Here is a 22,289-nt window from a genome sequence, read left to right on the forward strand (position 1 = left end):
TCACACCTCGCCTTCGTGCTGCAGTTCAAACAGCAGCAGCGAGCGGCCGGTGACCGCGTACTCATGCTCGAAATCAAAGCGTTCCTGGCCACGCACCGCCGGGTCGTTGGTGTCGAGCAGGCAGGTCCAGAACTCACCCTCCGGCACGGGCGGCAGGCGGAAATTGACCAGGTCGTGATGGGCGTTGACCACCAGCAGCAGCGTGGCATCGGCCCCGGCACGGCGAATCCCGGTTTCCTGGGCGCGGCCATCCATCAACATGCCCAGGCAGCGGCCCTGGCTGTCTTCCCATTGCTCGGTGGTCATTTCGTTGCCATCCGGCGCGAGCCAGGTGACGTCCTTCACGCCGATGTCTTCGTTGTAGTCGCCCACCAGGAAACGCCCGCGCCGCAGGATCGGGTACGCCAGGCGCAGCTTGATCAAGCGTTTGACGAACTTGAGCAAGGCCTTGCCGTCATCGTCCAGGTCCCAGTTGACCCAGCCGATCTCGCTGTCCTGGCAATAGGCGTTGTTGTTGCCGTGCTGAGTGCGAGCGAACTCGTCCCCGGCGACGATCATTGGCGTGCCTTGGGCCAGCAGCAAAGTGGCGAAGAAGTTGCGCATCTGGCGCAGGCGCAGCGCGTTGATCTCCGGGTCGTCGGTGGGGCCTTCGACACCGTGGTTCCAGGACAGGTTGTTATTGCTGCCATCCTGGTTGTTCTCGTCGTTGGCCTCGTTGTGTTTGTCGTTGTACGACACCAGGTCGTGCAGGGTGAAACCGTCGTGGGCGGTGATGAAGTTCACCGAGCTGTACGGCCTGCGCCCGCGGTGGTTGAACATCTCGCCCGAGGCGGTCATGCGCCCGGCGAAATCGGCGAGTTGGCCGTCGTCGCCTTTCCAGAACGCACGCACGGTGTCGCGGAAGCGGTCGTTCCATTCCACCCAGCCTGGTGGAAAGTTGCCCACCTGGTAGCCACCAGGGCCGCAGTCCCAGGGTTCGGCGATGAGTTTCAACTGGCGCAGCACCGGGTCCTGGCGGCAAGCCACGAGGAAACTGTGGCGCTCATCGAAACCGTCGCGGTAGCGCCCGAGGATGGTCGCAAGGTCGAAGCGGAAGCCGTCCACGTGCATCTCGGTGGCCCAGTAGCGCAGGGAGTCGGTAACCATTTGCAGCACGCACGGGTGGCTCAGATCCAGGGTATTGCCGGTGCCGGAATCGTTGATGTAGAAGCGCTTGTCGTCGGGCATCAGGCGATAGTAGGAGGCGTTGTCGATGCCGCGCATCGACAGGGTCGGGCCGCGCTCGTTGCCTTCGGCGGTGTGGTTGTAGACCACGTCCAGAATCACTTCCAGCTTTTGCTCATGCAGGTGCGCGACCATCTCCTTGAATTCGGCGATCTTGCCGCTGGCCAGGTAGCGTGGGTCGGGGGCGAAGAACGCAATGCTGTTATAGCCCCAGTAGTTGGTCATGCCTTTTTCCAGCAGATGCTGGTCGTTGACGAAGGCGTGCACGGGCAGCAACTCGACCGAGGAAATGCCCAACTGACGGATATGCTTGAGCACGTCATCTTCCATCAAGCCGGCGCAGGTACCCCGCACTGACTCACCCACCGAAGGATGGCGCATGCTGATGCCGCGCAGGTGGGTTTCGTAGATGATGGTGCGGTCCCACGGCACCCGTACCGGTTGGTCGTTGCCCCAGGTGTGCGCCGGGTCGATAACCTTGCACTTGGGCACGAAGGGCGCACTGTCGCGTTCATCGAAACTGAGGTCGTCGTCCGGGTGGCCGATGGTGTAGCCAAACAGTGCTTCGGACCATTTGAGTTCGCCCACCAGTTGCTTGGCGTAGGGGTCGATCAGCAGTTTGTTGTGGTTGAAGCGATGACCGTTGGCCGGGTCATAGGCACCGTATACGCGGTAACCATAAATCAGTCCGGGGTGTGCGTCGGGCAGGTAGCCGTGAAAAATCTCATCGGTGTATTCGGGCAGTTCGATACGCTCCAGTTCGACCTCGCCGGAATCGTCAAACAGGCACAACTCCACCTTGGTGGCGTTGGCGGAAAACAGCGCAAAGTTCACACCCAGGCCATCCCAGGTGGCGCCGAGGGGGAAGGGCAAACCTTCACGGATCCGCGACGGCTCATGAACCGGCGTCGCTGTGGTGTTGTCGGGTTTGCTCATCGAGTTGCTCCTGCAAAGGGTCTTTTTTCGGGCCGAACGCCGCCGTACTGACGGTGCTTCAGCGCATGGCATGGACGGAAAAGGGCCTGCAGCGCGCAATGCGTGCTGCAGGCCCGAGAAATCATGGGGCGGGCGGTTTGGGTTTCTTCGGGGCGGCGGGTTTCTTTGCCGCAGGCTTGGCGGTGGCCGGCGCAGCAGGTTTGGGTTTGGCTGCAGCCTTGGGCGGGGTTTTCGGCTTGGCGGCCGGTTTGGGCTTGCTCGGCGTTAGCGCCTCGGCTTCCGCCAGCTTGCGCGCCATCTCCCAGTGGCGATCATGGGCGCCATCGGGCTTGCCTTCAGACTCCCAGATCTGATGCGCCAATTCGCGAATGCGTTTGTCTTCTTTACTCATCACAAACTCCTCACAGAAAATTTTCAGCTTTCTTGATTATCAGGATTGATAAAGACATTGACCGGGAGATCCCCCAGGGCAGCGCTGATCAACAGCTCCTTGTTGGGTGTGACTACGCCCGTTTGAAAAAGTCCCTTCCAGTTTTGTGCAGGGGCGGCGAACGGTAATTTCACCCGCGTATCGCCCCAAACCTGCGCATTGATCTGGGGAAACATCCCGTTTTCAAGCAACGGATAAGACCAGCGCGGCACCACGACCAGCAATTGCTTGCCTTGATGTTCACGGTAAAACGCAACCACGCGCTCAGCGTGCTGGCCCACCACTTCCAAGGGTGTATAGCTGCCATGGCGCAGCAGCTCGGGGCAGGCTTTGCGCAGGCGCAGCACCTGGGCGATCACTGCCTGTTTGATACGCCCGTCACGCCAGTTGAACAACAGTTCGCCGATGTCCGGTGATGCCTGCAATGCACGGTGCCGCGCAGCGAAATCCACCGGGCGACGGTTGTCCGGGTCGACCAGGCTGAAGTCCCAGAACTCATCGCCCTGGTAGATATCCGGCACACCCGGCACGGTCAGGTGAAGCAAGGTTTGCGCCAGCCCATTCAGGGCGCCGGCGGGGGCGATGGCCTGCGCAGCGCTGTCCAGCGCATTGCGCAGCGGCGCACCGGCCTCGCTGAGGAGCAGGCGCTTGAGAAACCCTTCCACCGCCTGTTCGTAGGCGTCGTTGGGAGCGTTCCAACTGCTCTGCAACTTGGCCTCGCGCAGGGCTTTTTGCTGCCACTGCCAAAGGCGTTGCTGGTACGCCGCCAGATCGGGGTTGGGCTCCAGCGGCCAACTGCCCAGCAGCACCTGATAGAGGATCAGCTCGTCACCCGCCGAGGGGCTATCGGCGCTCTCGCGCAAGGGCTCGGCCAGGCGGCGCCAATGCTCGACCTGTTCGGCATACCAGGGGGCGCACTCGCTGAGCACCGCCAGGCGCGCACGGGTGTCTTCGCCGCGTTTGTGGTCATGGGTAGCGGTGGCCAGCAGGTTATCGGGGAAGGTCTTCAGGCGCTGTTGATTGGCTGCATGGAAGTCTGCCAGCGGCGCACTGAATTGCTCGGTGCTGAAGCCCACATCGTTACGCGACAACAACACCGCCGAACGATAGAACGCGGTGTCTTCCACAGCTTTGGCGGCGGCGGGCGAGGTCAGTTGCTGAAAGCGTACGCAGGCATGCTTGAGCATCTTGCGCGCGCGGCCCACCGGGCGATTGCGCCAGGGCTGGCCGCCCAACCATTGTTGCAGGTGGTCGAGCACCGGCCAGTCGCCTTCGTTGAGGGTGCTGCGCGCACCCTCCATGGCGTGCTGGAACACCTTGTCGTCGGCCGCACTGCGGCCCTTGGCGCTGATATAGGTGCGGTACACCGGGAAATGCACAATCAGTTCCTGCAAGGCGCGGCGGATGGCGCCCAAGGTCAGGTCGCGGGTCATCACGTCATCGCGGGCCACTTGCAGCAGGGCTTGGGCCACGCTTTCGAAGTCGCCGCCCAACGAGCCATTGAGGATCTGCTGGCGCGCCAGCCGCGCTTCTTCGCTGAACGCTGAGGGCCGTTCGCTGTAACGCGTCCACATCTCGGCCAGCGGTGCAAAACCTTCGGGATGGTGTTGCAGCAATGACAACTGGTTCATGAACTCATAGCCGGTGGTGCCGTCCACCTGCCAGTCTTCACGCAGGGTTTCGCCTTCGCCAAGGATCTTTTCGACGAAGATCGGCAAGTGGCGTTCGGGTGACAGCGCGTCCACACGCCGACGCAATTTGCGGCAATAGCCACGCGGGTCGGCCAGACCGTCGATATGGTCGATGCGCAGCCCGTCGACCAGCCCCGCGCTGATCAGCTCGAAAATCTTGCCATGGGTGGCTTCGAACACCGCCGTGCGTTCGACCCGCAGGCCGCCCAATTCATTGACGTCGAAGAAGCGCCGCCAGTTGATGTCGTCCGCGGCGGTGCGCCAACTGGCCAGGCGGTAGGTCTGTTGTTCCAGCAGGTGGTGCAGGCGCTCGAAGCCCTCGGGCTGGCGACTGTCGAATGCGGCCAGGCGTTGTTTAATGGCTGGCAGCACCTCGCTGGCGCGTTCGACCAAGGCTTGTTTGAGCGCGGCGGCTTCGGCGTAGGCGTCGTGCTGGTAGGCGAGGGCGGCGAAACGTTCGGCCAGCGGTTTGAGACGCTCGTCGCTGTTCAGGATCAGGCCGTAGTCCCTGGGGCAAATCGGAAAACGGTGTTCGTAATGCTCGACGTAGAAACTCCCCAGGGCGGCATCGAACTTGAGCGGCAACGTACCGTTTTGCAAGGCTTCGCCGTAATCGCTGCCGAGGAAGGGCATTAGCAGTTGGCCCTTGAGCAGCGGGTCGGGGGAGTGCCACTGGATGTCGAAGAACTCGCTATAGGGACTCAGGCGGCCCCATTCCAGCAGATCCAGCCACCAAGGGTTATCCGCGCCGCCCACGGCCATATGGTTGGAGACGATATCGAGGATCAACCCCATGTCGTGCTCACGCAGCGCGGCGACCAGGCGACGCAACGCCGCTTCGCCCCCCAGCTCTTGATTGACGCGGGTCGGGTCGACCACATCGTAGCCGTGCATGGAGCCGGCGCGGGCGCTTAACAGCGGTGAGGCATACAGGTGGCTGATGCCCAGTTGGGCGAAGTACGGCACCAGCGGCACCGCGTCATCGAGGGTAAAGCCTTTATGAAATTGCAGGCGCTGGGTGGCGCGCAGGGGCAGTGCGTTCATCGGTCACGCTCATAGGCTTGGTTGCGCGCCACGGCCAGTAGTTCGAGGCGACGCGCGGCGCTGTCATTGTCGAGCAGGCTGGCGGCTTCGCCGGGCAAGCGTCGGCGCCAATTGGGGTGGGTGTCGAGGGTGCCCGGTAGGTTGGCTTGCTCCTCGATGCCCAATGCATCTTCTAAGGGCAACAACACCAGTGGTGCGCGGGTGTGGCCCAGGTAGCGCACGCTGGCGTCGATCATATGGTCGGTGTCGTTGCGGATTTCATCGATGAAGTTCTGCGGGTCCTGGCTCAAGGCTTGGCGCAGTGCCTGGCGTTCGCGCAGGCGGTGTTCGCTCCATTGGTCCACGGTGGGCGCATCGATCAGGCCCAGCTGGATATTCCATTCGATATCGCGGCTGTGCCACCAGCCATTGAGGGTCGGCAAGTCGTGGGTACTGGTGGTGGCCAAGGCGTTGTCGGGCCAATCGAGGATGGGCTTGAACTGGCCGTCATGGTTCTGTTCGAACAGCAGCACACGCATGCCCAGGATCGAACGGGCGCTGAGCTTTTCGCGCAGGCCGTCAGGCACGGTGCCCAGGTCTTCACCGAGGACGATGGCCCGGTGGCGATGGGATTCCAGGGCGAGCAAACGCAGCAGATCGTCCACCGGGTAGTACAAATAGGCGCCTTCGCGGGGTGACGCACCCAGAGGGATCACCCACAGGCGTTGCAGGCCCATCACATGGTCGATGCGCAAGCCGCCGGCATGGGCGAAGTTGGCCCGCAGCATTTCGATAAAGGCGCGATAGCCATTGCGCTTGAGGCCCTCTGGGGAAAAGGCAGAGATGCTCCAGCCTTGGCCTGCGCGGTTGAGAATGTCCGGTGGCGCGCCCACGGTGAGGTCGGCCAGCAGTTCATCCTGGCGGCTCCAGGCCTGGCTGCCGCCACCGTCGGCACCCACCGCCAGGTCGGCGATCAGGCCAATGCCCATGCCGCTGCCACGGGCGGCCTGTTGTGCGCGCTCAAGGCTGCGGGCGATCAGCCATTGGGTGAAGGCGAAATAACCGATTTCGTCGCGGTTGTCCTCGGCGAACTGCGCCAGGGCCGGGCTCTGCGGCGTGCGCCAGGCTTCGGGCCATTGGCGCCAGTCCAGGTCCTCACCGGCGGCAGCACGCTGGGCCTGTATGGCTTCGAAGCGGCAGTGGTTTTCCAGCGCTTCGCCGCCGGCCTGGCGGAAGCTTTGAAAGTCGGCATGCTGGGGATGGGCGCCGTGGCGGAAGTCTTCATACAGTGTGCGCAGCAGGCGTTGCTTGGCCTTGGCGGCGGCCGGCCAGTCGATCAGCGTGAGCTGTTCCAAGCCATGCAGCTCGTCAGCCAAACCGGCCGCTTCGATGGCGTTGCCCACCTCACGTTCACCGAGGATGCACGCCGGCGAAGCATACAGGCTGTTGAGAAACAGGCGGCTGGAGGGTGAATAAGGGCTGAAACGCTCGGTGTCGGCGCTGAACATCGCGTGCATCGGGCTGATTGCCACAGCGTCGGCGCCGCGCTCGGCGGCGGAACGCACCAAGTGCTCCAGAGCCAGGGTGTCGCCAAAACCACCATCGCCGAGGCGGCGCAAGGCATAGAGTTGGGCGCTCAGGCCCCAGGCGCGAGCGGGCTGGCTGTCGACGGCGTCGGCCACGCTGTAGCAATGGCTGGGCGCGACGGCCAGGGTGAAGGTTTGCCCGTCGATATGCACCTGGTGATAACCGAGGGCAATCACGCCAGGCAATACGGCCTCGCCGTCCAGGCGCAGCTCCAGGGTTTCGCCGCTTTCCAGGCTGACGCGACACGGGGTATCGGGGGCGAAATAATGCGCCAGGTCCAGGCCCGCGCCACTGTCGGTGGTCATCAACGGCGGCAGGTGGGTGTCTTGCTGCGCCTGCTCAAGTTGCTGCAGGCTGGCGTCGATTTCGGCATCGCTGTCGGCCGGGTGCCCAAGGCCTTTGAGGACGGCGCGCAGGGCGTCAGGTTTCACATGTTGCGGGCGACCGTTGGCATCGATCCAATCGACGGCCAGGCCCGCGCGGCTGGCGAGAATTTCCAGGTTCGCTTCGCTCAAAGAATGTCTCCAACAGGGGATAAGCAAACGCGTGCGCTCAAGGGCGGTAAGTGCGCACCTTGCTGGGCAGGCGTTTGGAAAATAATCGGGTGGGGTGCCGGATGGTCCAGGGGCTGCTCACTCAGGTTCAGGTCGATCTGCAGCACACGGCCGTTGCCCAGACGCCAGCGCGCGGTGACGGCATGGTCAGCCAGCACGTGCGCGCCGAGCGCCACAGTGCCGGGCAAGTGCGGCACTAGGTGCGCGTGACGCAGGCTCAGCAGGTGACGGTAGAGCTGGGTGTGTTCGTTCTCGACGAAGGAGGGCACCGATTGCAAAAAGGTTTGCAACGCGTTGGGGTCGGGGATGCGCTGGCGTTGCTCGGGGTCGTGAAACGCCGCGAAGTCGGCAAATTCATTGCGCCGCCCCTCACGCACGGCCTCGGCCAGTTCGCCATGATGGTCGGTGAAAAACAGGAAGGGCTCGGCGGCATTTACTTCGTCGCCCATGAACAGCATCGGGATCATGGGGCACAGCAACAGCAGGGCGGTCGCGGCTTTCAGGGCCTGGGGCGAACACAGCTGGTGCAGGCGCTCGCCCAGGGCGCGGTTGCCGACCTGGTCGTGGTTCTGGAGGAACGCGACGAAGGCGCTGGGGGGCAGTTCCGCACTGGGTTCGCCGCGAGCATGGCCATGGCGTGTCGTCTCGCCCTGGTAGATGAACCCCTCGGCCAGGCAGCGCGCCAGCTTGGCGGTGGGCTGCTCGGCAAAGTCGCTGTAGTAGGCGTCGGTTTCACCGGTGAGCAGCACGTGCAGCACGTTATGAAAGTCATCATTCCATTGGGCGTCGAAATCGTGCTGCAACAGGCTGGCCTGGTTCAGTTCGTTTTCCAGCATCAGCCACACGTGGCGCCCGCCGTCCACCTGCTGGCGTACCCGTTGGGCCAGCTCCTGCAGAAACCCAGGGTTATCGATGGCGTGCACGGCATCCAGGCGCAGGCCGTCGAAGCGGTATTCGAGCAGCCACATCATGGCGTTATCGAGGAAGAAATCCCGCACTTCACGGCGCTCGAAATCAATGCCGGCACCCCAGGGTGTGTGCACGTCCTCCTGGAAGAACCCCTGGGCGTACTGGCCCAGGTAATTGCCGTCGGGGCCGAAGTGGTTGTAGACCACATCGAGGATTACGGCCAAACCGTGGCCGTGGGCACTGTCGATCAGTTGCTTGAGTTGCTCGGGCGTGCCGTAGGTGGCGTGGGGCGCATAGGGCAGCACGCCGTCATAGCCCCAATTGCGTTCGCCGGGAAATTGCGCCAAAGGCATTAATTCAATCGCGGTGACGCCCAGTTCGACCAGGCGTGGCAGGTGTTTCTCCACGGCAGCGTAGCCGCCCATGGCGCCGACGTGGAGCTCGTAGATCACCGCCGTGTGCCAGGGGCGGCCTTGCCACTGGGTGTGGCGCCATTGGTAGGCAAGGGGGGCGACCACTCGGCTCCAACCATGCACATCCAGCGCCTGGGCCCTGGAAGCGGGGTCGGGCACCGTGTTTTCGCCATCGATATTAAAGCGGTAAAGCGTACCAGCAGGGCACGCGACTTCGACTTCGAACCAACCACCGGCCTGGGGCAGCATGGCGATGGGTTTACCCTGTTCCAATTCAACGCTGACATAAAATGCGTCTGGCGCCCATAACGCAAAGCGCGTGCGGTGCGCGTCCAGCATGATTGCGCCGTGGGGCCAGGTTTCCAGAGTCCGTAACGGCATCTATGAAGACCTCCCTTAGTTGTTCCAGTCGCTACTTGTTCGATTTCCCCAGGGCCTTGGCCACCAGTCGTTCATACAGTTCGGCGTAGGGTTCCACGGCCTGGCACCAGTTGAATGGCTGGGTCATGGCACGGCTGCGCATGGCATTGAGCAGACCGGGGAAGGCGAACACCTTGAAGGCGCGGCGCAGCGCCTCTTCGTAGCTTTGCACGGTGGATTCATTGAACAGGACCCCGGTGACGCCATCCTCAAGGGTGTCCGCCAGCCCGCCTGTGTTACGCGCCACCGGCAACGAGCCGAAGCGTTGCGCATACATCTGGCTCAGGCCGCAAGGCTCATAGCGCGATGGCATCAGCAGGAAATCGCTGCCGGCGAACATGCGGCGCGCATCGGTCTCGTTGAAGCCAATGCGTACACCCACCTGGCCCGGGAAGCGCAGTGCCAATTCGCGCATGGCCTGCTCTTCTTCCGGCTCGCCACGGCCGATGATCGCAATCTGGCCGCCGTTTTCGACGATGAAACTGGCAACGGCTTCGGTCAGGTCCAGGCCTTTCTGGTAAACCAGGCGCGACACCACGGCGAACAGCGGGCCACTCGATGGCTGCAGCTCAAACAGCTCGCGAACATGGGCGGCGTTGATGGCCTTGCCTTCCCAGTCGCCGATATTGAAGTTGTGGGTCAGGTGTGTGTCGGTGGAGGTTTCCCAGCTCTCATCGATGCCGTTGGGAATGCCGCTGAGCAGGCCTTGCTGGGTCTTGCTGGCGAGGAAGCCATCCAGGCCACAACCGAATTCCGGGGTGGTGATCTCCTGGGCGTAGGTGGCGCTCACGGTGGTGATATGGCTGGAATACGCCATGCCCGCCTTGAGAAACGACATCTTGCCGTAGAACTCCATGCCTTCCTGTTGCAGAGCGTGGGGCGGAATGCCCAGCTCAGGCGTCGAGGCCAGGCTGACCACGCCTTGGTAGGCCAGGTTATGAATGGTGAACAGGGTTGGCGTACGTGACCCACGCCAGTGCATATACGCCGGAGCCAGGCCCGCAGGCCAATCGTGGGCGTGCACCAGGTCTGGGCACCAGTGGATTTGCGCGAGGTTGGCGGCCATGTCGGCGGCAGCCAGGCCCAGGCGGGCGAAGCGGATATGGTTGTCCGGCCAGTCGCGGCCGTTGTTCGCGCCGTAGGGCGTGCCTTCGCGCTCATACAGTTCGGGGCAGATCAGCACATAGATGACCAGGCCGTCCGCAAGGTCCATACGCCCGATCTTGCACGGTGGCAACGCGGCATGGCCGCCCAGTTCACCGACGATATGAATCGGGTTGTCGCTTTCCATCACTTGCGGGTAACCCGGAATCAGCACGCGCACATCATGCAGGTGGGCCATAGCGCGGGGCAGGGCAGCGGAGACGTCGCCCAGGCCACCGGTTTTCACCAGGTCCGCGAACTCGGATGTGACAAACAAGACTTTCTTTCGATTCGGATTCTGACTCACGACCGGCCGCACAGTGTTGGGCAGGTCGGCCAAAGACTTTGGCCCTCCTACCGGCTGACTAAAACGCTCTCCCTGAGTATCTACCGCGGCACTGATCATAATGCACTCCCATCTGTTGGTTGGCTAATGGCCCGCTGCCATTGGCTCCGAGTGGCCGCATCCTGCGGCCAGGCACACAAGCGCTATACAAGCTGGCAAGGCGTATGCCAGTTGCAATGTCGGCTTTAAAAGATTGGATGAACGGGCATTCGGCCTGAAGCGCGTACGCTCGCCCTTACCTAAAACTTGACCAGCGGCAGGTTTCGAAAGTTTAGATTTTTTGCGGGGTTTTTGTTTTGGAACGGACCCATCGGTCATGAGTCTAGGACAGATCCCAGCGCCTGCTGGGTTTTCATGCGGATTTTGTAGGACAAAAAACTTTTAACGATATGCCGCCCTGCCTCTATAGGAGCGAGCTTGCTCGCGAAAAACCCAAGGGCGCTGCGTAAAACCAGAGCGACCGCGTTATCGTTGGCGATTTTCGCGAGCAAGCTCGCTCCTACCTAATCATCAGGCGATAGGTGCACTTTAATGGTGCGTCAGATGAGCCCGCGAATGGGCACACCATTGGCCCAGGCTTGGATATCTTCAATCATCTGCTGATAGAACTGCCGGTAATTCTGCTCGCTCACATACCCCACGTGTGGCGTAGCCAGCACATTAGGCAAGCGGCGAAACGGATGGTCAGCCGGCAGCGGCTCCTCGGCATACACATCCAGCGCCGCCCCGGCCAGCCGACCGCTGCGTAACGCTTGCACCAGCGCCTGCTCATCCACAATCGGCCCGCGTGCGGTGTTCACCAGCCGCGCGGTGGGTTTCATCCAGCCCAACGCTTGCGCATCCACCAGGCCACGGCTGCGATCGCTGAGCACCAGGTGGATGGTCAGAATATCCGCCTGTTCAAACAGCTCGCGCTTGCTGACCCAGGTCGCCCCCGATTCAGCCGCTCGCTCGGGCGTGAGGTTTTCACTCCAGGCAATCACCCGCATGCCGAAGACCTGGGCGAACCTTGCGACTTTCTGGCCAATGCTGCCCAGCCCCAGGATGCCCAAGGTCTTGCCATGCAGATCGCCGCCCAGGCCGACCTGCCATCCGCCCGCGCGCAGCGAGTTGGCTTCGGCGAGCAGATTGCGGGTGGAGGCCATGATCAGGGCCCAGGTCAGCTCCGGTGCGGCATGTTTATAGCTGTCGGTGCCGCACACCTGGATGCCCAGGGCCTTGGCTGCGGGAACGTTGATGGCGGCATTGCGCATGCCGCCGGTCACGAGCAGTTTGAGCTTGGGCAGCCCTTGCAGCAGCGCCTCGTCAAAGGTTGAGCGTTCGCGCATAAGGCAAATCACCTCGAACCCTTTCAAGCGCTCGACCATGGTGGCGGTATCGGCGGGATAGTCGTGGAGAAAATGCACCTTGCCCACGCTGTCCAGCGTCGACCAATCCACCACCTCGCTAGCCACGTGCTGCCAATCATCCATCACTGCGATCTGTATCGACATGCCCGTGTGCCTCCAAAAGTGGGAATTAAAGGGCCTTCAACCCCTGCAACAGGGCTTTATGAAACTGTTCCGGCTCTTCCATCTGGGGCGCATGGCCCAGGCCGGGGAACTCCACCAACGTAGCGCGGGGAATCACCTTGGCCACCTGCTTGCCCAGTACCTCGTAATGACCGATTTTGGCCTTGATTGCCGGCGGCGCCACATCTTTGCCGATGGCAGTGGTGTCGCTGGTGCCGATCAGCAGCAGCGTGGGCACCTGCAGATCCTTGAATTCGTAGTACACCGGCTGGGTGAAGATCATGTCGTAAATCAACGCCGAGTTCCAGGCAACCTGCAGATGCCCCGGGCCTTTGTTCAGCCCGACGAGCATATCCACCCAACGCTCGTATTCAGGCTTCCAGCGCCCGACGTAATAGGTGGTGCGCTCGTAGTTGCGTACACCTTCGGCGCTCAGTTTCAGCTCGCGCTGATACCACTGATCGACGCTCTGGTAAGGCACGCCGAGGGCTTTCCAGTCTTCCAGGCCGATGGGGTTCACGAGGCCAAGCTGTTCGGTTTGCTGGGGGTACATCAATGCATAGCGCGTGGCGAGCATGCCGCCGGTGGAATGGCCGATGATCGTGGCCTTTTGGATGCCGAGCTTTTCCAGCAGTTGATGGGTGTTGGTCGCCAGTTGCTGGAAGCTGTACTGGTAGTGGTCCGGCTTGCTGGAGGTGCAGAAACCGATCTGGTCTGGGGCGATGACGCGGTAACCGGCGTCACTCAGCGCCTTGATCGAACCTTCCCAGGTGGCGCCGCAGAAGTTTTTGCCGTGCATCAGCACCACGCTGCGACCGTTTGGAGTACCGGTGGCAGGGACGTCCATATAGCCCATTTGCAGAGATTTGCCTTGGGATTGGAAGGCAAAATGATTCAAAGGGTAGGGGTATGCAAAGCCCTGCAACTCAGGCCCGTAGGTGTCAGCTAACACGGGCGCCGCGCTGACCGAAAACAAACTGGCTACGCACAATGTACGGATCAAAGGCATGGGTTTTGGCTCCGAGACAGATGCCCGGATGCTCTTTGCTCGCGATTAACGGGGGATTAACGCCCACTGCAACGTCAGTGCTGCGAGTACGCCATACCGCAGGCTTTTCGCCAGGGTTACCAGCAGTAGAAAACGCCACAACGGCTCACGCATCACCCCAGCCACCAACGTCAGCGGGTCACCAATGATCGGCACCCAACTGAGCAACAACGTCCAATGCCCCCAGCGCGCGTAATGGCCGCGAGCTTTATCCAACTGCCTGGCGCTCACCGGGAACCAACGCCGTTCCTTGAAGCGTTCCACCGAGCGCCCCAGCAGCCAATTGACCAGCGAGCCCAGCACGTTACCCAGGGTGGCGATGCCCAGCAACAGCCATAGGTGGTAATGCCCGCTGAGCAGCAGGCCCACCAACACGGCTTCCGATTGCAGGGGCAATAACGTCGCGGCGCCAAATGCCGCGACGAACAGCCCCAGGTAACCCATCAACACCGGTCAGTGAGCCGGGTAGTGCGCTACCACTACGTCTTTGCCGTCTCGGGTCAGGCCAATGATTTGATACGCCTCGCTGCGTCCGGCCACTTCCATGCCTGGCGAGCCCAAGGGCATGCCCGGTGCGGCAAGGCCCAGCAGGTCGTTGCGTTTGCGCAGAGCCAGGACCTGCTCGGCGGGTACGTGGCCTTCGACGAATTTGCCGTCGATGACCGCGGTGTGGCAGGAGCCAAGGCGTGGCGCCACGCCCAGGCGTTGTTTCACCGCGCTCATGTCGGCTTCAACATGGTCGTTGACCTTGAAACCGTTGCTCTCCAAGTGGCTGATCCACTTTTTGCAGCAGCCGCAGTTGGCGTCGCGGTGGACGTCGATGGGGATCAACTCGGCGGCCTGGGCCAGGGTGGTGGTCAACAGGGCACTGAGCAGGGCCAATCGCAATGGGGTTTTCATCGTGGGGTCTCACTGAAGGCGCGGCAATAAGCCGGGCATTCTCCCTGCTTTTGCAGGCATGTTTGCAATGTGACGCCGTGGTAATGTTTCTAAATTATACGAAACCCTGATTTTCCAGCCGCTGCTTGAGCCGGTCCAACGCAATCGTCGACAGCGCGACCATGCGTTCATGCAAAGACGCCAGTTGCAGTTCGGTCTCGTAGGTCAGCACCCGCTTGAACAGCGTGCCGCCCTGATGAGCGCGCAAGTAGTAATGAATGGAACCATCAACCGCCAGGGAGGTGAACACGGTTTTGAACTCGCTGGGGCGGCGGGCGATTTGTACGCGGTAACTCATGGGGACGCGTATGCCCAGCAGGTCGATGATTTCGGTAAAGCGCGTGCCGACCGGCAATGAACCGGTGGTGCCGGTGTCGGCGCTAAGGGAGGTGGGGTGCCACTCGTGCCAGCGGTCGGGCTGGGTCACATAGTCATAAACCGCCTCAATCGGCGCCTGGATGAAGCGTTCCTGACTGATCTGCTCCAAGCGGACCGAATGCTCAGTCGCGTGCATGACACACCTCCTGTGTGGCGGTTTATACACTAGGAGCTGTGAGGATAGCCTGACGCCCGCGCTTTGCACGGGCGTCGGCAGGCCGTTCGTCAATCCCGCTGAGAACGGCCCGGACAAGGGTTTCCAGCAGGCACTAGATATCCAGCATGGCCAGCACTTCCTTGGGATAACGCAGGCCTGCGGTTGCATCGGCAGGGAAGATTGCATCCAGCGCAGCCAGTTCATCCTTGCTGAGAGTGATCGATACCGCCTCCACATTCTCTTGCAGATAGGTGCGCCGCTTGGTGCCGGGAATCGGGATGATGTAATCGCCCTGGGCCAATACCCAGGCTAGCGCCAGTTGCCCGGCGGTGACACCTTTGTCTGCCGCCAGGGTCTTGACCTGTTCTACCAGCCGCAGGTTTTTCGCAAAGTTTTCACCCTGAAAGCGCGGGCTGAAGCGTCGGTAATCATCGGCGCCGAAATCATCCGGGCTCTTCAAGGCGCCGGTGAGAAAGCCTCGGCCCAGCGGGCTGTAAGGCACAAACGCGATGCCCAGGCGCTGGCAGGCAGCGAGGCAGCCATTGTCTTGCTGGTCGCGGCTCCACAGCGAATATTCGCTTTGCAGGGCGCTGATGGGATGGACCTTATGCGCCCGCTCCAGGGTAGGGGCAGATGCCTCGCTCAGGCCCAGATAGCGCACTTTGCCCTGTTTCACCAGGTCGGCCATGGCACCCACGGTTTCTTCGATGGCCACGTCGGGGTCGATACGGTGCTGGTAGTACAGGTCCAGCGTATCCACCCCCAGGCGTTGCAATGTGCCGTCGATGGCATTGCGGATATAGTCGGGACGGCCATTTACCCCGCGTACTACTGGGTTGGCAGGGTCGCGCACGATCCCGAATTTGCTGGCCAGGAAGACCTGGTCACGCCTGCCGACAATGGCCTTGCCGATCAATTGCTCATTGGTGTGCGGGCCGTACATGTCAGCGGTATCGAGAAAGTTGACGCCCAGCTCCAGGGCGCGGTGCAAGGTTGCAGTGGCTTCGGTGGTATCGGTGCCGGGCGTGTAGAAATCGGTCATGCCCATGCAACCAAGGCCAATGGCAGACACATGCGGGCCGTTTTTACCGAGTTGTCGAGTGTGCATAGGGAAACTCCTTGTGACGAGGGGGCCATTGTTACCCTTGAAAAAATGCAGATAAACCCGCTAAAAGTGCTATCACCGTTCGTAATTTCTAAATAATCCTCACAGGAGCATTCTCTTGGATCGTTTTAACGCCATGCGCGTGTTCACTCGGATTGTCGAGTTGGGCGGGTTTGCCAAGGCCGCCGACAGCCTGCAATTGCCACGCGCCTCCGTGACAATTCTGATCAAGCAACTGGAGGCCCATCTCGGCGTGCAACTGCTGCAGCGCACCACGCGCCACGTCAGCCCAACCCTGGATGGCACGGCGTACTACCAACGTTGCGTGCAATTGCTGACCGACCTGGAGGAAACCGAGGCGGTGTTCTCCACGCGGCGCCAGAACCCCCGGGGCACATTGAGCATCGATATGCCCTCAGGCATTGGGAGCTTGATTGTGATTCCGGCTTTGCCAACGTTCACCGCCTTGTACCCACAGATCGAGTTGGAGATCGGCCTCAATGACCGGCCAGTGGATTTGATTCGCGAGGGCGTCGATTGTGTGTTGCGCGGTGGCCCGGCCTTGGACGAATCGCTGGTGGCGCGGCCCTTGGCGATGATGGAACAACTGACCCTGGCCAGCCCCGCGTACCTTGAGCACATGGGCACGCCCACTTGCCTGGAGCAGTTGGCGGGTCACCAAATGGTCGAGTATGTTTCCAGTGCCAGCGGTAAACGGTTTGGCCTGGAATTTCTGCTGGGCACTGAGTTGCGCCCGGTCAACCTGCCGAAGGTGGTTGCCGTGAACAGCTCCGCCGGCTACTTCGCTGCGTGCGAAGCAGGCTATGGGCTGATCCAGGCACCTCGTTATCACGCCCTGCGCCAACTGGCCGAAGGCACGCTGGTGCAGGTGCTGCCGGATGTGGCAGTGCCGAAAATGGCGCTGACTGCGTTATACCCGCCCCATCGGCAGTTGTCACAGCGGGTGCGGGTGTTTGTCGATTGGCTGGTGCAGTTGTGCGCCCGGCCCGGCACCGGTTTACAAGGCTAGGCTTGCGCCCTGCGATAGGCGCCAGGCTGTTGCCCGGTAACTCTATGAAAGGCTCGGGTAAACGCCGCCACCGACTGATACCCGGCCGCCAGCGAAACCTCGGCCACGGTCTGGTCCGCCTTGAGCAACCCACAGGCGTGGCGCATGCGGATCATCAGCAGTACTTGCCCGGGTGACTGCCCGCACAATTCGCTGAAGCGCTTGAAAAAAGCCGAGCGCGACAACCCGGTACAGGCCGCCATGCTTTCCAGGCTCCAGGGCCCGGCCGGGCGTGCGATCAATTGCTCCAGCAAATGCGCAAACGCAGGTGCCCGGCCCAGCGCCGCCAGGCCGCCAAGCTCAGTGTTGTCGAGCACTTGCTGACGCAATACATACAGGAACAGCAGGTGGCACAGGCGCTCCAGCAGCGCGGAAGAGGGCGCTGGCGTGCGTGCGCATTCGTGCAGGATCAATTCGAACAGGTTGCGTGCAGCCGTCAGCGACGGGTCGCCGGCGCGCAGGATGATCCAGCTGGGCAGGGTGTCGACGATCAGTGTCGACAAGCCGGATTGAAAGTGAAAGAAACCGCAGACTAATCCCACACCGTCGGTGGCCGTGCTGTCGAGGGGCAGCATCGCGCGGCGTGGGCACTCCTGGGCGCCGGCTGCCGTGGGTTGGCCGGACAGGCGAAAGGCAAAGTCACGCAGCAGAAACACCGCGTCACCATTATTCAGGTGTTGTGGCCTTGGATCGCCGTCGATATGCAGCCAGCATTCGCCTTGCACAATCAAATGGAAGCTCGCCTGTGCCAGGCCGTGGGTGCTCGCGTGCCAGTCACCGCAATAGCGGCCGACGTGAAACAAACTGGTGTTGAGTTCGAGGCTATCTAATAACCAATCGACAAGTACATCGGACGAATTCATCTAATGGAAAGACTCAAGAGCAAGTAATCGCTACTTTAGCCTATTGAGCGCTTTTTTTAGAACCAACAGACTGGGGCATTCAAACCCAACAGGAGACCACTCCATGTCCCGTGTACCGTTGCTCACGCCTGAAACCGCCCCGGAAGCCGCCAAACCCTTCCTGGAAAACGCGCTCAAAGGCTCGGGTTTTATTCCTAACCTGCTGGGGGTGCTGGCCAACGCACCGGCTGCGCTGGAAACCTACATCACCGTCTCCGGCTTGAATGCCAAGGCCGAGCTGAGCCTGGCCGACCGTGAAGTGGTGCAACTGATTGCCGCCACTACCCACGGTTGTGATTTCTGCGTCGCTGGCCACACTGCGGTTGCACGCAACAAAGCCAAGTTGCCTGAGGCGGTGATCGAGGCCCTGCGCCGCCGGGGTGAGTTGCCTGATGCGCGCTATGAGACACTCGCCGCGTTTACCCGTGAAGTGATCGCCACCCGTGGGGATGTGAGTGATGCGGGCTTTGAGGCGTTCCGCGCCGCCGGCTACACCGACGGCCACGCGCTGGAAGTCATCCTGGGTGTCAGCCTGGCAACCTTGTGTAACTTCGCCAACGTGTTTGCCCGCACCCCGCTGAACCCGGAGCTGGCGCAATACCGTTGGGAAAAACCGGCCAACTGATTTGGCGTTGGCCCACCTGCTGTAAAAGGAGAAACATGAATGCTTGACCCAATCTTGAGCCGTTGGCTCGATGTTCAAGCGCAGGCCCTGGACGTGGGCAGTTGCGATCCACAGGAAGTGCTGCCACGGTTGGCAGAAGCCAATATTCTGAGAATCGGCGTGCCCACCCAACTGGGCGGCCTGGGCGGTGATGTGGCGGGTGCGGTCGAGGCCATCGCCAATGTGGCCAGCCATTCCCTGGCGGCGGCGTTTGTGTGCTGGGGCCAGCGCTCGTTTATCGAGTACTTGCTGCAGAGCCCCAATCAGCGCTTGCGCGAGCAACTGATGCCAGACCTGCTCAGCGGCAAGTTGGCCGGCGCCACCGGGCTGTCGAATGCGATGAAGTTCCTGTCGGGTATCGAGACGTTGCAGATCAGCGCCGAGCCCAACGACCACGGTTGGACCCTCAACGGTCGCCTGCATTGGGTGACCAATTTGCGCAAGAACGGCTTTGTCGCTGCGGCGGCCATCGAGCATGCGGGCGGCGGCACGCCGTTTATCCTGGCGATTCCGGATTCGGTGGCCGGGTTGCAGCGCTCCCGCGACCTGGAGCTGCTCGGGCTGCAATCGAGCAACACCGCAGCGCTTGGCCTGGAAGGTGTGGAGCTGAGTCGCGAGTGGTTGTTGCACGAGGATGCGCGCACGTTTTTACCGGCGGTACGCCCGGCGTTTCTGGGCTTGCAGTGCGGCATGTCGATTGGTTTGGCGCGACGTTCCCTGGCTGAAGTAGCCCACCATTTGGGCGCCAGTCGTACCGTGTTGCGCGACGAGTTGGAAGCCCTGCGCGTGACGCTGGATCATCTGGTTAGCGAGCTTAAAAGCGGGCTGTTGGCCGGGCGCTTTACCGCCGAGCCGATACCGCTGTTCAAGCTGCGTATCGCTCTGGCCGAAACCGCCGCCAGCGCTGTGCAGCTTGAACTGCAAGCCAGCGGTGGCAAGGCCTACCTGACCGCCCACGGGAGCGGCTTCGCCCGGCGCTGGCGCGAGTCGGCCTTTGTGCCGATCGTGACGCCCAGCCTGGTGCAACTGCGCACCGAGCTACACCGCCAGGCCAATCTATGAGCCAGGCGGTATTGACGGCCCAGGACATTTGCCTGGGGTATGGCAGCGGGCCTGTCCTGCAGGGGTTCGACTTGCACCTGCAACCGGGTGAAGTGGTGTCGATCCTGGGCCCCAGCGGTGTGGGCAAATCCAGCCTGCTGCGGGTGCTGGCCGGCTTGCAGGTACCTCAATCTGGCTATGTGCAGGTATTGGGCGAGCCGTTGAGCGGCCCGCATCCGCGTGTGGTGGTGGCTTTTCAAGACCCGAGCCTGTTGCCTTGGCTGACCCTGGAAAAAAACGTTGCCTTCGGTCTGGATTTCGCTCGCCAACCGCACTTGAGTGTTGAAGAACGCCGCCGTCGTGTTGACCACGCCATTGCAGCGGTAGGGCTGGAACCTGCGCGCCAGCAGTTCCCGGCGCAATTGTCCGGTGGCATGGCCCAGCGCACGGCATTGGCTCGCTGCCTGGCGCGTCAGCCCCAAGTGTTGTTGCTCGACGAGCCCTTCGGCGCGCTGGATGAAGTGACTCGCGCCGATATGCAGCACCTGTTGCTCAAGGTCAATCGTGAGCAAGGCTCGGCGGCCGTCTTGATCACCCACGACATCGACGAAGCGCTGTTATTGTCGGACCGCATCCTGCTACTGGGTAACCGCCCGGCACGCACGTTGGGCGAGTGGGCTATCGACCTGCCGCACCCTCGGGAAGAGCAGGTCGAGGCCATTGGCGCGCTGCGTATCGAGATTTTGAAAACCTTACGGCAGGCGAGCCGCCCTCAACCCAACCCCCTTGAACAACAGGAGTTTACCCATGTGTCTGGATGACCTGACCCACTCGCGCCGTGACTTTCTCAAACTCTCTGCCGTGCTCAGTGCCGCGGGCGCCTTGCCTCTGTTGAGCAGCCTGCAGGCGCGCGCCGCCAATGAGCCCGACGCGCCGGTCCGCATCGGCTACTTGCCCATCACTGACGCCACGCCACTGCTGGTTGCCCACAACAACGGCCTGTTCGAAGCCGAAGGCATCAAGGCCGAGCGCCCAGTGTTGTTGCGCAGCTGGGCCCAAGTGATCGAGGCGTTTATCTCCGGCCAGGTCAACGTGATACACCTGCTGTCGCCAATGACCGTATGGGCGCGCTACGGCAGTAAGGTGCCGGCCAAAGTGGTGGCGTGGAACCATGTGGGCGGTTCGGGCTTGACCGTATCCCCTGGCATTACCGACGTGAAGCAACTAGGCGGCAAGTCGGTGGCGATTCCGTTCTGGTACTCGATCCATAACGTGGTGGTGCAGCAACTGTTCCGCGACAACGGCCTCACCCCGGTCACTCGCGCCACCGGCAGTTCGATTGCTGCCAATGAGGTCAACCTGATCGTGTTGCCGCCCTCGGACATGCCTCCGGCTTTGGCCAGCAAACGCATCGATGGCTACATCGTCGCCGAGCCGTTCAATGCCTTGGCAGAAAACCTCAAGGTCGGTCGCGTGCAGCGCTTCACGGGTGACGTGTGGCGCAACCACGCGTGCTGTGTGGTATTCATGCACGAACACGATCTGACCAATCGCCCGCAGTGGTCGCAGAAGGTGGTGAACGCCATCGTCAAGGCCCAGGTATGGACCCGCGACAACCGCGAAGAGGCGGTGAAGCTGCTGTCCAAGGATGGCCCGAACCGTTACACGCCCCATGCTGAACCGGTGTTGAGCAAAGTCCTGGCGCCGGCGGCCAGCGACCGCGCCACCTACGTGGCCGACGGCGCGATCCAGCATGCCAACTGGGACGGGCATCGCATCGACTTTCAACCGTACCCGTTCCCCAGCTACACCGAAGAACTGGTGCGGCGCCTGAAGGACACCTTGATCGAAGGCGACAAGAAGTTCCTCGCGGACCTGGACCCAGCCTTCGTGGCCAAGGACCTGGTGGACGACCGTTTCGTGCGCAAGGCGATCGAAGCCGTGGGCGGCATGCAGACCTTCGGTTTGCCGGACGGTTATGAGCGGCACGAGGAGATCGGCGTTTGAACAACAGCAGAATCCTTGGCTGGTGGCTGGGGCTGAGTGGCTTGGCGGGTTTGTTGGTGCTGTGGTGGCTGGGCGTGAAAGTGTTCGGCGAGGCCGATGGCCTGTCGGCGCGCTTTTCCCTGGCGGCCACCGCCAGCAGCTTGTGGGAATTGCTCGGGCGGGGTGAGTTGTACCTGCATATCGCCGTGAGCCTGAAGCGTATTTTCGTCGGGCTGTTTATCGCGTTGTTGGTAGGCGTACCCCTCGGGTTGCTGGTGGGCAGTTCGCGTAACCTGGAGGCGGCGACCACGCCGGCGTTCCAGTTTTTGCGGATGATTTCGCCACTATCGTGGATGCCGATCGTGGTGATGCTGATGGGCGTGGGCGACCAGCCTATCTACTTCCTTCTGGCCTTTGCCGCCGTCTGGCCGATCATGCTCAACACCGCAGCGGGCGTGCGTCAGCTTGACCCGCGCTGGTTACAGTTGAGCAAGAGCTTGAGCGCCACGCGGTGGGAGACATTGCGTCGGGTGATCATTCCTGGCGTCGTCGGGCATGTGCTGACAGGCGTGCGCCTGGCCATCGGTATCCTGTGGATCGTGCTGGTGCCGTGCGAAATGCTTGGGGTCAGTGCGGGACTGGGGTATTACATCCTCGACACCCGTGATCGCCTGGCGTATTCGGAGTTGATGGCGATGGTGGTGGTGATCGGGGTGCTGGGGTTTGCGCTGGATGCGTTTGCGCGTTGGTTGCATCGGCGGTGGGTGCATGGGGGGTGAGCACTGAAAGGTCGCCATGTGATGTAAACGGCGT

General features: G+C 61.9%; 19 protein-coding genes. 6 read left to right on the plus strand and 13 right to left on the minus strand.

Annotated features, from left to right (window positions below; translation table 11 throughout):
- The 12 genes from glgX to CER19_RS18135 all read right to left on the minus strand — a co-directional run bounded on the left by glgX (nt 1) and on the right by CER19_RS18135 (nt 15,817).
- Nucleotides 1-2,160, minus strand: coding sequence for a glycogen debranching protein GlgX (gene glgX / locus CER19_RS18075; protein ID WP_116667409.1), 2,160 nt, complete (start codon nt 2,158-2,160; stop codon nt 1-3).
- A gap of 121 nt (nt 2,161-2,281) precedes the next feature.
- On the minus strand, nt 2,282-2,551 hold the full coding sequence (locus tag CER19_RS18080; protein ID WP_116667410.1) for a DUF2934 domain-containing protein: 270 nt from the start codon (nt 2,549-2,551) through the stop codon (nt 2,282-2,284).
- A gap of 23 nt (nt 2,552-2,574) precedes the next feature.
- A complete protein-coding gene (locus CER19_RS18085) occupies nt 2,575-5,325 on the minus strand; it encodes a malto-oligosyltrehalose synthase (RefSeq protein WP_116667411.1) in 2,751 nt (916 codons plus the stop codon).
- Nucleotides 5,322-7,406, minus strand: a complete 2,085-nt coding sequence (gene malQ, locus CER19_RS18090) for a 4-alpha-glucanotransferase (RefSeq protein ID WP_116667412.1) — start codon at nt 7,404-7,406, stop codon at nt 5,322-5,324. Before malQ ends, CER19_RS18085 begins: the two co-directional genes overlap by 4 nt.
- Complete coding sequence (gene treZ, locus CER19_RS18095; protein WP_116667413.1) at nt 7,403-9,148, minus strand: malto-oligosyltrehalose trehalohydrolase; 1,746 nt, start codon at nt 9,146-9,148, stop codon at nt 7,403-7,405. The genes malQ and treZ overlap by 4 nt, the downstream gene beginning before the upstream one ends.
- Before the next feature lie 31 nt (nt 9,149-9,179).
- Complete coding sequence (gene glgA, locus CER19_RS18100; RefSeq protein WP_116667414.1) at nt 9,180-10,736, minus strand: glycogen synthase GlgA; 1,557 nt, start codon at nt 10,734-10,736, stop codon at nt 9,180-9,182.
- Between the two features lie 479 nt (nt 10,737-11,215).
- Complete coding sequence (locus CER19_RS18110; RefSeq protein ID WP_116667415.1) at nt 11,216-12,169, minus strand: D-2-hydroxyacid dehydrogenase family protein; 954 nt, start codon at nt 12,167-12,169, stop codon at nt 11,216-11,218.
- 25 nt (nt 12,170-12,194) lie between these two features.
- Entirely contained in the window at nt 12,195-13,196 is a 1,002-nt protein-coding gene (locus CER19_RS18115; RefSeq protein WP_116667416.1) for an alpha/beta fold hydrolase, read from the minus strand.
- A gap of 45 nt (nt 13,197-13,241) precedes the next feature.
- Nucleotides 13,242-13,685, minus strand: coding sequence for a YqaA family protein (locus CER19_RS18120; RefSeq protein WP_116667417.1), 444 nt, complete (start codon nt 13,683-13,685; stop codon nt 13,242-13,244).
- 3 nt (nt 13,686-13,688) lie between these two features.
- Nucleotides 13,689-14,135, minus strand: coding sequence for a DUF411 domain-containing protein (locus CER19_RS18125; protein ID WP_116667418.1), 447 nt, complete (start codon nt 14,133-14,135; stop codon nt 13,689-13,691).
- A gap of 94 nt (nt 14,136-14,229) precedes the next feature.
- On the minus strand, nt 14,230-14,688 hold the full coding sequence (locus CER19_RS18130) for an SRPBCC family protein (protein ID WP_116667419.1): 459 nt from the start codon (nt 14,686-14,688) through the stop codon (nt 14,230-14,232).
- 133 nt (nt 14,689-14,821) lie between these two features.
- Nucleotides 14,822-15,817 (minus strand): aldo/keto reductase, encoded by a 996-nt coding sequence (locus CER19_RS18135; protein WP_116667420.1) that lies wholly within the window; start codon nt 15,815-15,817, stop codon nt 14,822-14,824.
- 115 nt (nt 15,818-15,932) lie between these two features.
- Between CER19_RS18135 and CER19_RS18140 the strand changes: the two genes are divergently transcribed.
- Nucleotides 15,933-16,844, plus strand: coding sequence for a LysR family transcriptional regulator (locus CER19_RS18140; RefSeq protein ID WP_116667421.1), 912 nt, complete (start codon nt 15,933-15,935; stop codon nt 16,842-16,844).
- Here the strand turns inward: CER19_RS18140 and CER19_RS18145 are convergent.
- Complete coding sequence (locus tag CER19_RS18145) at nt 16,841-17,746, minus strand: AraC family transcriptional regulator (protein WP_116667422.1); 906 nt, start codon at nt 17,744-17,746, stop codon at nt 16,841-16,843. The genes CER19_RS18140 and CER19_RS18145 overlap by 4 nt on opposite strands.
- A gap of 103 nt (nt 17,747-17,849) precedes the next feature.
- Between CER19_RS18145 and CER19_RS18150 the strand changes: the two genes are divergently transcribed.
- Genes CER19_RS18150 through CER19_RS18170 form a run of 5 tightly spaced genes read left to right on the plus strand, consistent with a single transcriptional unit; the run spans nt 17,850 to nt 22,255 of the window.
- On the plus strand, nt 17,850-18,410 hold the full coding sequence (locus tag CER19_RS18150; protein WP_116667423.1) for a carboxymuconolactone decarboxylase family protein: 561 nt from the start codon (nt 17,850-17,852) through the stop codon (nt 18,408-18,410).
- 39 nt (nt 18,411-18,449) lie between these two features.
- A complete protein-coding gene (locus tag CER19_RS18155; RefSeq protein WP_116667424.1) occupies nt 18,450-19,511 on the plus strand; it encodes an acyl-CoA dehydrogenase family protein in 1,062 nt (353 codons plus the stop codon).
- Complete coding sequence (locus tag CER19_RS18160) at nt 19,508-20,311, plus strand: ABC transporter ATP-binding protein (RefSeq protein ID WP_116667425.1); 804 nt, start codon at nt 19,508-19,510, stop codon at nt 20,309-20,311. The genes CER19_RS18155 and CER19_RS18160 overlap by 4 nt, the downstream gene beginning before the upstream one ends.
- Nucleotides 20,298-21,497 (plus strand): ABC transporter substrate-binding protein, encoded by a 1,200-nt coding sequence (locus CER19_RS18165; protein ID WP_116667426.1) that lies wholly within the window; start codon nt 20,298-20,300, stop codon nt 21,495-21,497. The genes CER19_RS18160 and CER19_RS18165 overlap by 14 nt, the downstream gene beginning before the upstream one ends.
- A gap of 11 nt (nt 21,498-21,508) precedes the next feature.
- On the plus strand, nt 21,509-22,255 hold the full coding sequence (locus tag CER19_RS18170; protein WP_371921551.1) for an ABC transporter permease: 747 nt from the start codon (nt 21,509-21,511) through the stop codon (nt 22,253-22,255).
- Nucleotides 22,256-22,289 lie beyond the last annotated feature (34 nt).

It is taken from the genome of Pseudomonas sp. GL93 (genome assembly GCF_003408955.1).
GTDB lineage: Bacteria > Pseudomonadota > Gammaproteobacteria > Pseudomonadales > Pseudomonadaceae > Aquipseudomonas > Aquipseudomonas paracarnis.